Source organism: Pseudomonas putida (assembly GCF_001941965.1).
Classification (GTDB): domain Bacteria; phylum Pseudomonadota; class Gammaproteobacteria; order Pseudomonadales; family Pseudomonadaceae; genus Aquipseudomonas; species Aquipseudomonas putida_L.
In genome coordinates this window covers 70,353-83,239 of record NZ_MKZO01000017.1, presented here as the reverse complement: position 1 = coordinate 83,239, position 12,887 = coordinate 70,353, and the positions used below count along the sequence as shown (strand labels likewise).

At 65.0% G+C, this 12,887-nt stretch carries 10 protein-coding genes and 2 pseudogenes; 9 read left to right on the top strand and 3 right to left on the bottom strand.

Annotation, left to right across the window (positions count from 1 at the left end; all coding sequences use genetic code 11):
• The first annotated feature begins 101 nt into the window (after positions 1-101).
• Positions 102-812, top strand: a complete 711-nt coding sequence (locus PSEMO_RS11395) for a YebC/PmpR family DNA-binding transcriptional regulator (protein ID WP_075803173.1) — start codon at positions 102-104, stop codon at positions 810-812.
• A 161-nt stretch (positions 813-973) separates the two neighbouring features.
• Here PSEMO_RS11395 and PSEMO_RS11390 read toward each other — a convergent pair.
• Positions 974-1,841 (bottom strand): annotated as a pseudogene (locus PSEMO_RS11390) (protein kinase domain-containing protein).
• Positions 1,842-1,984: 143 nt separating this feature from the next.
• Between PSEMO_RS11390 and PSEMO_RS11385 the strand changes: the two are divergent.
• Positions 1,985-3,873 (top strand): annotated as a pseudogene (locus PSEMO_RS11385) (propionyl-CoA synthetase).
• 110 nt (positions 3,874-3,983) lie between these two features.
• Here PSEMO_RS11385 and zapE read toward each other — a convergent pair.
• The gene (zapE, locus tag PSEMO_RS11380) at positions 3,984-5,072 is read right to left on the bottom strand and encodes a cell division protein ZapE (protein ID WP_075803172.1); all 1,089 of its coding nucleotides are present in this window, start codon (positions 5,070-5,072) and stop codon (positions 3,984-3,986) included.
• Positions 5,073-5,268: 196 nt separating this feature from the next.
• On the opposite strand from zapE, the gene PSEMO_RS11375 reads away from it, so the two are divergent.
• The 7 genes from PSEMO_RS11375 (at position 5,269) to PSEMO_RS11345 (ending at position 11,616) form a co-directional block, all read left to right on the top strand.
• Positions 5,269-5,796 carry a Csu type fimbrial protein gene (locus tag PSEMO_RS11375; RefSeq protein ID WP_075803171.1) on the top strand — a complete coding sequence of 176 codons (528 nt, stop codon included), beginning with the start codon at positions 5,269-5,271 and terminating at the stop codon, positions 5,794-5,796.
• A gap of 35 nt (positions 5,797-5,831) precedes the next feature.
• Positions 5,832-6,365, top strand: a complete 534-nt coding sequence (locus PSEMO_RS11370) for a Csu type fimbrial protein (RefSeq protein WP_075803170.1) — start codon at positions 5,832-5,834, stop codon at positions 6,363-6,365.
• 21 nt (positions 6,366-6,386) lie between these two features.
• Positions 6,387-6,920 (top strand): Csu type fimbrial protein, encoded by a 534-nt coding sequence (locus PSEMO_RS11365; RefSeq protein WP_075803169.1) that lies wholly within the window; start codon positions 6,387-6,389, stop codon positions 6,918-6,920.
• A gap of 3 nt (positions 6,921-6,923) precedes the next feature.
• Positions 6,924-7,424 (top strand): Csu type fimbrial protein, encoded by a 501-nt coding sequence (locus PSEMO_RS11360; RefSeq protein WP_075803168.1) that lies wholly within the window; start codon positions 6,924-6,926, stop codon positions 7,422-7,424.
• Positions 7,425-7,469: 45 nt separating this feature from the next.
• Entirely contained in the window at positions 7,470-8,237 is a 768-nt protein-coding gene (locus PSEMO_RS11355) for a fimbrial biogenesis chaperone (protein ID WP_075803167.1), read from the top strand.
• Positions 8,238-8,347: 110 nt separating this feature from the next.
• Positions 8,348-10,651 carry a fimbria/pilus outer membrane usher protein gene (locus PSEMO_RS11350; RefSeq protein WP_075803207.1) on the top strand — a complete coding sequence of 768 codons (2,304 nt, stop codon included), beginning with the start codon at positions 8,348-8,350 and terminating at the stop codon, positions 10,649-10,651.
• On the top strand, positions 10,648-11,616 hold the full coding sequence (locus PSEMO_RS11345) for a Csu type fimbrial protein (RefSeq protein ID WP_075803166.1): 969 nt from the start codon (positions 10,648-10,650) through the stop codon (positions 11,614-11,616). The genes PSEMO_RS11350 and PSEMO_RS11345 overlap by 4 nt, the downstream gene beginning before the upstream one ends.
• Positions 11,617-11,739: 123 nt before the next feature.
• Here the strand turns inward: PSEMO_RS11345 and PSEMO_RS11340 are convergent, their stop codons facing one another.
• Entirely contained in the window at positions 11,740-12,876 is a 1,137-nt protein-coding gene (locus PSEMO_RS11340) for a M14 family metallopeptidase (RefSeq protein ID WP_075803165.1), read from the bottom strand.
• Positions 12,877-12,887: the final 11 nt, after the last annotated feature.

Below are 12,887 nucleotides of genomic sequence, written 5' to 3'. Positions count from 1 at the left end.
CCTTTTGACATTTTTTGTCGATTGCCCGCCCCGGCGCGTATAAACTGCCTGCCACTTTGTCGGTCGCTTCCTGAACCGGCACCTGAAACAAGAGAGTCGAAATGGGCGCACAGTGGAAAGCCAAGCATAAAGAAGCAGCCAGCAACGCCAAGGGCAAGATCATGGGCAAGCTGGCCAAGGAAATTCAGATCGCCGCGCGCAGCGGTGCCGACCCGGACATGAACCCGCGTCTGCGCCTGGTGGTCGAGCAGGCCAAGAAGGCCTCCATGACCCGTGAGACTCTCGAACGCGCCATCAAGAAGGGCGCCGGCCTGCTGGGCGACCAGGTGCAGTACCACGCGGTGAAGTACGAAGGCTTCGCCCCGCACCAGGTGCCGCTGATCGTCGAGTGCCTGACCGACAACGTCAACCGCACCGTCGCCGAAGTCCGCGTGCTGTTCCGCAAGGGCCAGTTGGGCGCCGAGGGTTCGGTGTCGTGGGACTTCAACCACGTCGGCCTGATCGAAGCCACCCCGGACAGCGCCGATGCCGACCCGGAACTGGCAGCGATCGAAGCCGGCGCCCAGGACTTCGAGCCGGCTGAAGAGGGCGCGACCCTGTTCATCACTGAAACCACCGACCTGGACAGCGTGCAGAAGGCCCTGCCGGCCCAAGGCTTCACCGTGACCTCGGCGAAGATCGGCTACACCCCGAAGAACCCGGTCAGCGCGGCGAGCCTGAGCGCCGAGGAGCTGGCCGAGGTCGAAGCCTTCCTCGATGCCATCGACGGGCATGATGATGTGCAGAACGTCTATGTGGGCCTGGCGGGCTGATAGCGACTGATGTGAAGAAGGGACCGCATGCGGTCCCTTTCTTTTTTGGGTGTCTGTTCCGGCCTCATCGCTGGCAAGCCAGCTCCCACAGGTTCACCACTGTTCTTGAGATCACCGCTGTACCTGTGGGAGCTGGCTTGCCAGCGATGAGGCCATCAGCATCACAGAAGATTCAGGATCTCACCAAACCTCGGCCTCTCCAGCACCTCGGCCCGCACACAAGCCTGCTGCAACCCCCTCATCCCCACCAATTCCTCCCCGCACCGCTCCAGCAATTCCCCCAGCAGCACCCCGAACGCCCGCACTTCGATGCGCTCCAGCAACCGCGCTTCGACACCCCCATCCCGCGGATGGAACGACGCCGCGCCAAAGTCCCCGAGTAAGCTGTGTCCGCGCTCATCGCACAGAATGTTGTGCCCGTACAAATCGCCATGGCTGAGCCCCTGCCCATGCAGATGCGCCGCGACTTCGGCAATGGACCGCGCCAGGCGCTGCACACCGGCAGCGTCCAGCGTGCGTTAGGCGGGGTAGATATCCCGGGTGCAACTGTCCAGGCTCGGCGGCCCGGCAAGGTTGAACCAGGCCGGGTCGATCAGTTCCATGACCAGTGCCGGAATGCCCTGGGGATGATCATCGACCCGCCCGAGCAGCGGGATCAGGTGCTCCTGGTTGCCGGCCAGCATGCACGCGGTCATTTCATCCAGTGGCGTGCCATCACTGGTGATCTCGCCCTTGTACAGCTTGATCGCCACCGCCTCCTCGCGACCGGCGACATGGGCCCGATGGATAACGCCCGACGCCCACCGGCAATTCGCTTAAGCGATTCTCCGAACAGAACAGCACTTTCAGCTTGTACAGGCGCCCGAGGTCGTCGGGCAGGCTGGTCAGTTGGTTGCCGGTGAGGTTGAGCACTTCGAGGCTGTCGGCCAGGTCGAAGATTTCCGCCGGGAACCGCTCAAGGCCGCAGGCCAGGTCGAGGCGTGCGGTGCCTGCCAGGCGGCCGGCCTTGAGGTCGTCGAGAGAATGCATAGGCGCTGCCGTGGAAAAAAAGGCCGCCATGATAGCGGCAAAGCCCGCCGCCCATGCGACTTAAGTTCGATAGCGGGCCGGCTGCGACGGGCCATACTCGATGTTCGCCCTCTTAATAACAACAAACACAGGGTTATCCATCGATGAGTTATCAGCAGTGCTATGACCGCTCCATCGCCGCGCCCGCCGATTTCTGGGCCGAGCAGGCCGCCGAGCTGGCGTGGTTCCACAAGCCCACGGAAATCCTGCGCACCAATCCCGACGGCACTCACCAGTGGTTCGCCGACGGCCGCCTGAACAGCTGCTACCTGGCCCTCGACCTGCAGATCGAGGAGGGCCGCGGTGACCAGCCCGCCCTGATCTACGATTCGCCGGTCACCGGCAGCCAGCAGACCTTCACCTTCAAGCAGATGCACGACGAAGTGGCGCGCCTCGCCGGGCTGTTGCGCGAGCTTGGGGTTGAGCAGGGCGACGGCGTGGTGATCTACATGCCAATGGTGCCCAGGCGGCGATGGCCATGCTTGCCTGCGCGCGGATCGGCGCGGTGCATTCGGTGGTGTTCGGCGGCTTCGCCCCGCACGAGCTGGCCCTGCGTATCGACGATGCGCGGCCGACCCTGCTGCTCACCGCCTCCTGCGGCCTGGAATTCGACAAGGTCATCGAGTACAAGCCGCTGGTCGACCGGGCCCTGGAACAGGCCACCCATCAGCCGCGCAAGGTCCTCGTCCTGCAACGGCCGCAGGCCCGCGCCAGCCTGGTGGAAGGCCGTGACCTCGACTGGCAGGCCGCGCTGGAAAACGCCACGCCGGTGCCGCCGGTGGAGCTGCGCGCCGCCGATCCGCTGTACATCATGTACACCTCCGGAACCACCGGCAAACCCAAGGGCATTGTCCGCGAGAACGGCGGCAATGCCGTGGCCCTGCGTTTTGCCATGAGGAACATCTATGGCATGCAGGCTGGCGACGTGTGGTGGGGCATTTCCGATGTCGGCTGGGTAGTGGGCCATTCGCTGATCGTCTACGGCCCGCTGATGAATGGCTGCACCACGGTGTTCTACGAGGGCAAGCCGATTCGCACCCCGGATGCCGGGGCCTATTGGCGCGTGGTCGAGCAGTACCGGGTCAATGGCCTGTTCTGCGCACCGACCGCGATGCGCGCGATCCGCAAGGAAGACCCGGATGGGCTGTTGCTGCGCCGCTACGACCTGAGCTCGCTGCGCCAGTTGTTCCTTGCCGGCGAGCGTCTCGATTCCAGTACCCATCAATGGCTGGAAAGCGTCAGCGGCAAGACCGTCCACGATCACTGGTGGCAGACCGAAACCGGCTGGCCGGTGACTGCGCCGTGCCTTGGCCTGCAGGGCAGTGGCGGGCGTGCGGGCTCGAGCAACCGCGCAGTCCCGGGTTACCACGTGCAGGTGCTGGATGAGGACGGGCAGGTGCTCGGGGCCGACCAGCAGGGCGCGATCGTGATTGCCCTGCCGTTGCCGCCGGGGTGCAGCCAGACCCTATGGGGCGATCATCCGCGCTATCTGGAATCGTACCTGCAAGCCTATCCGGGGTATTACCACACCGGGGACGGCGGCTATCTGGACGAGGATGGCTTCGTCTACATCATGGGGCGTACCGACGATGTGATAAACGTCTCCGGGCATCGCCTGTCCACGGGGGAAATGGAAGACCTGGTGGCGCGGCATCCGGCGGTGGCGGAATGCGCCGTGGTGGGTGTGCGCGACGAGATCAAGGGCCAGGTGCCGCTGGCGTTGCTGGTGCTGAAGGATGGCGTGGACAGCAGCGAGGCGCAGTTGCAGGCCGAACTGGTGGCCACGGTGCGCGAGCAGATCGGCGCGCTGGCCTGTTTCAACCGGGTGCGGGTGGTCAAGCGCTTGCCCAAGACGCGATCGGGGAAGATCTTGCGCGCGGTGTTGCGCAAGATCGCCGACCAACAGCCGTATGTGGCGCCGTCGACCCTGGATGATCCGGCGGTGCTGGTGGAGATCGAGGAGGTGTTGGCTGGGCTTGCCAGGAGTGCCTGACAGGTAGTGGTTGGCTTTGCCGGCCTCATCGCTGGCAAGCCAGCTCCCACAGGTTACGCGATACCTGTGGGAGCTGGCTTGCCAGCGATGAGGCCGTCAGCAACAACACATCACTCAGGCCCAACCTGCTGCAACTGCCCCAACCGGCTCCGCGTCCTCGCCAGATCGGCAACACTGCCGTTCAGGCTCTCTGCCAATGGTCGCTCACCGACCAGCAGCAGCTGTTTGTCGCGGTCATACAGCACGTCGATCAGGTTGATAAAGCGCTGCTGGGCGGCGATGGTGCAGTCTTCCAGGTCCGGCAGGCCTTCGATGGTCCAATGTTCAAATCGCTGGATCAGTTCCAGGTAGTCGATCACCGCGGTGGCCTGCTCGCAGATGGCAGCAAAGTCGAACACTACGCTGCGCTCATCCCGCACCCGGGCAGGCAACTCCCGCTTGTTCACCTCCAGCACTTCTTCGTGGCTCGCCGTGGCAAAGCCCAGTCGCTGCAACTGCTCCGCCGTCCCGGGCCAGACATAGTGCCCCTGGGTAAAACGCTGCTGGCGGCCGGCGTCGGGGAGGGCGCGGTAGTCCTGCTCGCCGCCGACCTCGAGCACCTCCATACGCGCCTCGATCAGGCGGATCACCGGCTCGAAACGCTGGTGATAGAGCGGATTGGGCAACAGCCCCTTGGGCGGGTAGTTGGAGGTGACGAGGACGAAGATGCCACGCGCGAACAACGCCTTGTACAACCGCGTGAGAAGCATGGCATCGCCGATATCGTGAACATGGAATTCATCGAAGCACAGCACCTGACAATCACCGAGCAACCCGTCGAGGGTCACCGCGAGGGCATCTTCTTCCCGGCGGTGTTCGAACATGCCTTGGTGCAGACGGGCGAAGAAATCGTGAAAGTGCAGGCGGCGCTTGGGAATATTGCCCAGCGCGTTGAAGAACCCATCGAGCAGCCAGCTCTTGCCGCGCCCGACCTCGCCGTACAGGTACAGGCTGCGCGCCTGGCCGCCTTGCAGCCGGGCAGCCTGTTCAGCCATGGCTGTGATCACCCGCTGTTGGCCCTGGCTGAGGGTGTAGCCCTGCTGCCGCGCCTTGTCGGCGAAGAAGCGCTGGATCCCGCTGGCGACACCGGGCTGCGGGGCAGGGGCGGCGGTCAGGTGTTGGCGCAAGGCGCGCAGGGGCGAGCGGATCCAGGCAGGCAAGCGGTGTTCCTCATGAAAGGCAGGCGACGAGCGGCGGCAATATTAACCAGATAGTGAAAAGCGCTGCCAGTCGAGACTCCCGTGTTCGTCGGAAAATTCCTGTACAGGAGCTGTACATTTCCTGATCAGCTGGCAGCATTTTCCTCGGCTGCTACCCTGAACTCCAGGTCAATTCCTGCAAGGACAGGGAGGGAAGGTGAAGGGACGATCACTGGTAGCGCTGTTCGGGCTCTGCGCGGCCCAAGGCGTTGCTGCCACGGATTTCCTCGTCGAAGTGCGCATCGACGTACAGCGCGGCTGCCTGCTGATTCACGAGTCTCGCTCGGCGGCCGCTGAGGCTTTGGGCGTGCTGGATTTCGGCCAGAGCCCGCGCCTGGACGACCCCGCCGGTCCGCTGAGCAGCCAGTTGCTCGCCCAGCGGCCACCCCGGCTGGAATGCAACCCGGACACTGCCTACCAGGTCCAGGTCGATGGCGGCCTGCATGGCGGCACGGGTGACGTGCGCTATCTGGTATCCAGCGATCCGCGAGCCAAACCCATTCCCTACCGCCTGTTCCAGGATCCCGCCTGGCGCGTGCCGCTGTCGGTGAACATCGCCCAGCACGCCCGGGTACCGGACAGCGGAACAGTGGAACTTCCCTTGTACGCACGTATCGACACACAGACCGAGCTTCCACGGACGGGGCGCTATTCGGACTTGGTGAAGGTGACCGTCACCTGGTGACGGCCGAAGGTAGCATTGCTTAGGGAGCGAGCAACATGCAGACATCACGCATTCTTCTGTTGAGCCTGGGACCGCTCCTGCTCAGCCCCGCCGTAGACGGCGCGGTCAGCGGACACATCGAGGCACGCCTGGTGATCACCTCGGCGTGCCAGATCAGCAACGACCCGAGCGTCACCGCTCCGGCTGAAGGCGGCGGCGTCCTCGACTTCGGCCAGCAGGGCCCGCTGTGGAACCAGACCCTGCGCGCCGCCATCGACGATCCGGGCGGCAGCGGCAACCTGCAGATCAGTTGCAACCCCCAGGTGCGCGCCTTCACCGTGACCATCAATGGCGGTGCCAACCCCGACGGCGCCACCCGCCGGCTGAGCAACGGCGGCGTGCTGATTCCCTATCAGCTCTCCACCGACCCGGCCGGCCGCAGCAACTACGGGATCGGCCAGCAGCTCAACTTCACCGTGAGCAGCGCGCAGCAGATTCCCATCCCCATCTACGGCGTTGTCGTAGCCAACCCCAAAGCCCTGCCTGCGGGCGTTTATCGCGACACCCTGACGGTGACGCTGGACTGGTAACAGCCATCAAGGAGTGAACCCATGAAACCGACTCTCTCCCGTTTCCTCTTCGCCAGCGTAGGGCTGTTGCTGGCATCCCAGGCCCAGGCGGCCACGGTCACCGGAACCATCAACGCCTCGCTGGTGCTGATCTCCAGTTGCCAGGTCAATGGCTCCACGGCCACCACCGGGGCCAACTTCGGTGCCTTGAACTTCGGTACCCAGACGGCACTGTTCACCACGGCCGGCGCCCAGGTGCTGGCGGGCGGTGGAGGTGCCATGAGCATCCTTTGCTCCAATGGCGCGATCCCGGTGATCAAGATCGGCGCTGGCGCCCATGACGGAGCGTCCGCTGGCGGCACCCGGGCCTTGGCCGATGGCTCCGGCAACTCGGTGCCCTACGACTTCTATTCCGACTCCGGGCTCACCACGGTGATCCCGATCAACGGCACCATCACCTTGCCGACCAGTACCGGCGCTGCGCAAACCGTGAATCTTTACGGTAAAGCAACGGGCAAGGCCGGGCTGCCGTCGGGTACCTACACCGATATCGTGGCGGTCGAGCTGAGTTTCTGAGCCATGCACGTGCGCCTGGCACTAGGCCTGGCGCTGCTCGCGGCAGCAGCGCCGGTGCCGCTGGATGCGGCCACCACCAGCACCTTCCTGGTCAATGCGACGATCCAGGCGGGGTGTCTGGTGGTGGGCGGGGTGACCACCTACGGCAACCTGGCGTTCGGTACCTTCTCGGCCCTGTCGACGTCTGCCGTGACCACCCAGTTGAGCGGCACCACGGTGACCCTGCAATGCACGCCGGGGGTGGCCCTGAGCATGAAGATCGGGGGCGGGCAGAACAACAACGGCGTGCGCAACCTCAAGCGCAGCACCGGCAGCAACCTGGTGGCCTACCAACTGTACAGCGACGCCGCCTTCAGTCAGGTACTGGGCATCGACCAGACGGTGACCGTCAGCTACTCCGATCCCACGGCGATCAAGTTGCCAGTGTATGCCCGGGCACAACTGACCGGGACGCTGCCGGCGGGGAACTACAGCGACGTACTGCAAGTGACGTTGACCTTTTGACGGCGTAAAGGCCGCGATAACAAAAACACCATGAAGGAGAGCTGCATGGTCAGGGACAGGGCGAAGCTGGCATTGGCGGCATTGCTGCTGTGGGCCGGAGTGACGCAGGCGGCGACATCGGTACTGATCTGGCCGATCGATCCGGTGATCGAGGCCGAGCAGAAGGCCGGCGCACTGTGGCTGGAAAACCGCGGTGATGAAGAGGCGAACCTGCAGATCCGCATTTTCGCCTGGCGCCAGGGCGAGTTCGACGACCAGTACCAGAACCAGCGCGAGATCATCGGCAGCCCGCCGCTGGCGAAGATCGCCCCGGGGCAGAAACAGTTGATTCGCCTGACCCGTACCGGCACCTCGCCGGTCGGCCAGGAACAGGCCTACCGCATCATCATCGACGAGATCCCGCCGGCCCTGCCGCCGGACAACGCCGACAAGCCGCAGGCGGCGGTGCGCTTCCAGATGCGTTATTCGGTGCCGCTGTTCGTCTATGGCCAGGGCCTGTGGGGCAAGGTCGATCCCACCGGACAGCGCAGCGATGCCGGGGTCGGCAAGCCGCAACTGAGCTGGCGCCAGGTCTCGGCGCAAGGGCGCAACTACGTGGAAATCCGCAACACCGGCCCGGTGCATGCGCGCCTGACCGATGTGGTGATGCAGCAGGGCGGGCAGAACCGTCCGGTGGTGGAGGGTTTGCTCGGCTATGTGTTGCCGGGGGCGACCATGCGCTGGCCGGCGCCATTGCAGGCCTCGGCCGGGACGGTGTTGAAGGGACGAATCAATGGCGGCGACACGGCGCAGACCATAGGTCAGGGCCAGTGAGCTGAACGGATAAAGGATGAACCAGGGGCCAGGGAGGACCCGACGATGGTGGGACACGGTGCGTGAAGGGATTTCTCTACGGTACCTGTCCGCTGGTGTTGGCGGGCGGCATGGCGTTGTTCGTGGTCAGCCCGCTGTGGGCGGGCGAACTGCCGCCGCCGCCCTCCGGGCAGGAGGCGATCAGCGATGCAGAGTTGTACCTGGAACTGGTGGTCAACCAGATGAGCAGCGGTAACGTGGTGGTCGTGCACCAGCGCTCCGGTCGTTTCTATGTGGCCGCCAGCGACCTGCGTGCGGTGGGTATCGAGTTTCCCGTGGCGGTACCGGAAGAGGTGCCCCTCGACAGCGTCAGTGGCCTGCACAGCGACTACGACAGCCAGGCCCAGCGCCTGAACCTGCAGGTGCCGCCGGGCTGGCTGCCGAACCAGCGCATCGGCAACCGCGCCCTGGGCCCGGGCGGCGAGGCCCACAGTAGCTTCGGGGCCTTGCTCAACTACGATGCCTACCTCAACGACACCGACGATATCGGCAGCAGCCTGTCGGTGTGGAACGAGCTGCGGGTGTTCGACAGTTGGGGCACCTTTTCCACCACCGGGCAGTGGCGCCAGCAGATCAGCGGGCGCAACTACGCGGAAAACCAGCGCGGTTTCCTGCGCTACGACACCACCTTCCGCTACACCGACGAAGATCGCCTGCTGACCTTCGAGGCCGGTGACGTGATCAGCGGTGCGCTGCCCTGGACCAGCTCGGTGCGCCTGGGCGGCGTCCTGGTCTCGCGGGACTTCTCGGTACGCCCGGACCTGGTCACCTATCCGCTGCCGGCCTTTGCCGGCGAGGCGGCGGTGCCGTCCTCGGTGGACCTGTTCATCAACGGCTACAAGAGCGCCAGTGCCGACCTGCAACCCGGGCCCTACACCCTGACCAACGTGCCCTATATCAACGGCGCCGGGGACGCAGTGGTAGTGACCACCGATGCACTGGGCCGGCAGGTGTCCACCACGCTGCCGTTCTATGTCACCAGCACCCTGTTGCAGAAGGGCATGAGTGATTTCTCCGTGGCCGCCGGTGCCCTGCGCCGCAACTACGGGATCAGCGACTTTTCCTACGGCAAGGGCCTGACCTCGGCCAGCCTGCGTTACGGCGTCAGCGACAGCTTCACCCTGGAGACCCACGGCGAGGCGGCCGAGTCCCTGGCCCTCGGTGGCGTTGGCGGCAACCTGCTGGTGGGCACCTTCGGCGTGGTCAACGCGGCGGTCAGCCAGAGCAGCTTCGACAGCCGCAGCGGCCAGCAACTAAGCCTCGGCTACCAGTACAACAGCCAGCGCATCGGCTTCAATTACCAGCGCCTGGAACGTTACGGCGACTATGCCGACGCCTCGCTGCTGGAGAGCCCCTACCTGCGCCTCAGCCAGCGCAGCGAGCAGGTCACGGTCAGCCTCAACATGGAGCGCTACGGCAGCCTTGGCGCCGGTTATTTCGACGTGCGTGCCGGCGACAATTCGCGCACCCGGCTGGTCAACCTGAGCTGGAGCAAGTCGCTGTGGGCCAATACCAGCCTGTACCTCTCGGCCAACCGGGAGATTGGCGGCGAGCAGTGGGCAGCCCAGGCGCAACTGGTGATCCCCTTCGACCTGCACGGCACCCTCAGCCTGAGCACCGAGCGCAACCAGACCGGCGAGAATATCCAGCGGGTCAACTACAGCCGCGCCGTGCCCAGCGATGGCGGGCTGGGCTACAACCTCGGCTATGCCACCGGCGGCGACCAGGACGCCTATCGCCAGGCCGACCTGACCTGGCGCCTGCAATCGGTACAACTGCAGGCCGGCACCTACGGCACCAGCCAGGCCATGACCCGCTGGGCGGATGCCAGCGGCTCGCTGGTGTGGATGGACGCCGGGGTGTTCGCCGCCAACCGCATCGATGATGCCTTCGTCGTGGTCAGCACCGACGGCTTCGCCGATGTACCGGTGCGCTACGAGAACCAGATGGTCGGACGGACCGACAGCAAGGGCCATCTGCTGGTGCCCTGGAGCAGCGCCTATTACCGCGCCAAGTACGAGATCGACACCCTGGAATTGCCGGCCAACGTGCGTTCGGACAATGTCGAGCAGCGCGTCGCGGTGCGCCGCGGCGCCGGGTATCTGCTGAACTTTTCCCTGAATCGGGTACGGGCGGCGAGCATCGAGTTGGTCGATGCCAGCCACAAGGACCTGCCCCTGGGCAGTCAGGTCCGCCATCTGCAGACCGGTAGCGCAGCGGTGGTGGGCTGGGATGGCCTGGTCTACATCGAAGGGCTGGCCGAGCAGAACACCCTGGAAGTGCAGATCGCCAACGCTGGCAAATGCATGGTCCAGTTCAGCCTCGAAGCCGGGCAGGACGATGTGCCGCTGCTTGGCCCGCTGGTGTGCAAATGAAGCGCCTGTTTCTGGTGCTGATGCTGGCGTTCGTCGCCCAGCGGGTAGAGGCGCAGTGCGCGGTAGTACAGGCGACCAATGCGGCGTTCGGCAGCGTGGCGTCGACCACGGTGGCCTCCACCGTGCAGACCTCTTCCAGCGGCAACGCCGGCCTGCGCTGCAGCGGGTCGCTGCTGACCTTGCTGCGCACCGATGACTTCTTCAAGGCCACCTTCACCCCGACCGGAAACACCACCGGGCTGGTCGGGCCCACCGGCGACGTTATCCAGTACACGCTGTATGCCGACAACACCACCTCACACCCGATCACCCGCGGCCAGCCCTTCGACTTCGCGCGCAATGGCATCATCGATCTGCTGGGGCTTCTCGGCAGCGTGGTACCCGCGACCATCCCGGTGTATGTACGCACCCTGACCGGCAGCAACGTCGCCGCCGGCAACTACTCGGAAACCTTCACCGTGTTCTGGAACTGGGACTACTGCTATGGCATCGGTGTCGGTGGCTTGTGCCTCGGGCGCCAGACCACCAGCGGCAGCACCACCATGACCGTGACCCTGACGGTCACCGCCGACTGCCAGATCACCACGCCGACGATCAACTTCGGCACGGCGCCGGTGGTCAGCGGTTTCTCCACGGTGAGCCAGAGCGTCAGCCTCAGTTGCACCAAGGGCAGTGCCTATACCGTGGGCTTGAATGATGGTTTGTATGTGTCGGGCGGGCGGCGGCGGATGAAGTCGGCGGCCAACAACTACCTGGCCTACGACATTTTCAAAAGCGCGGGAGCGGTGCGCTGGGGCTCGTTGACCACGGCGCGGCGTGCGAGCAGTGATGCGGACATCAATCCGGGGAACGGCACGGGGACCGGGAGCCAGGTGTTCAACTACAACGCCAGGGTCTACACCGACCAGGCCACGCCGCCGGCGGGGGCTTATCAGGACAGTGTGATCCTGGATGTGGCCTTCTAGAACGACGCTGACCCCTGTGGGAGCTGGCTTGCCAGCGATTAGGCCCGACCGGACAACATCATTGCTCCTGCCGGCCTCATCGCTGGCAAGCCAGCTCCCACAGGGTTTGTGTCGTGCTTTGGATCAGCGCAATTCGTTGACCATCCGCCCAATCGTATCCAGCACCGCCGAGGCCAGTTCCTTCGAGCGCTTGCCCGACCACCCGGTCGCCGGATTCGGTGCATCGTCATGGTCCTTGAACGGCATCTCCAGGGTCAGCGACAGGCAGTCATGGGCCTGGCCGACGGCATTGCAGGCCAGGGTCATGTTGGTCTGGCCCGGAGCGCTGCGCGGGTAGCCGTGGACATCCTGGAAGTCCCGGGTCAGCCCGCACAGGGTCTTGCGGAAACGCTCCTCAAGCCCGGCAATGCGCGGCGTATAGCCCGGGTTGCCTTCGCAGGCCGCAGTGAACACATGGGGAATCTCCTCGTCGCCATGGGCATCGAGGAACAGGTCGACGCCATGCAGCTTCATCTGCTGCTGGGCGAACAGCACTTCCGGGGTCTGCTCGCTGCTTGCATCCTGCCAGGCACGATTCAGGTCGAAGCCCCTGGCGTTGGTGCGCAGGTGGCCGCGGAAGGCGCCATCGGGGTTCATGTTGGGGATCAGGTACAGGTCGGCGGCTGCCAGCAGTTGCTGCAGCGTGGGGTCGTTGCCTTCGATGCGCTCGATCACGCCTTCCATGAACCACTCGGCCATATGCTCGCCGGGATGCTGCTGGGCAATGATCCACACCTTGCGTTTGCCCGCGCCGCCGTCACCGACCCGCAGCAGCGGGATATCACGGCCTTCGACGCTGCGTCCGGTGGCCAGCAGGGTGACGCCGGGCAGGTGGCGGGCGCGTTCGACCAGTTGGTTGTGGCGGGCACGGGAGTAGGGCTCGAAATAGGCGAACCAGGCTTGCGGCTCGCTGGCTTCAAGGCTGAAGTGCAGGGCCTTGCCATCGAAGCGGGAGGGCACGCGGAACCAGTTCTGCTGGTCGTAGGAGGCCACGGCGTGATAGCCGTCCCAGGCCTTGTTGTAGGAAGACTCGCCGGCATTCTCCAGGGTGAAGGTGTGGGTCTGGCCGGGTGTCAGGCCGCTGGCCTTGAAGTGGAACCACTGGAAATGAGCGCTGGCCGTGTCGGGGCGGATCGCCAGGCGCACCTGGGCGGGATTGCTGGCATCCCGAACGAGGATGTTGCCGGAGTCGAAGTCGCAGTCGATGCTCAATGCGGTCATGGCCTGGGTCC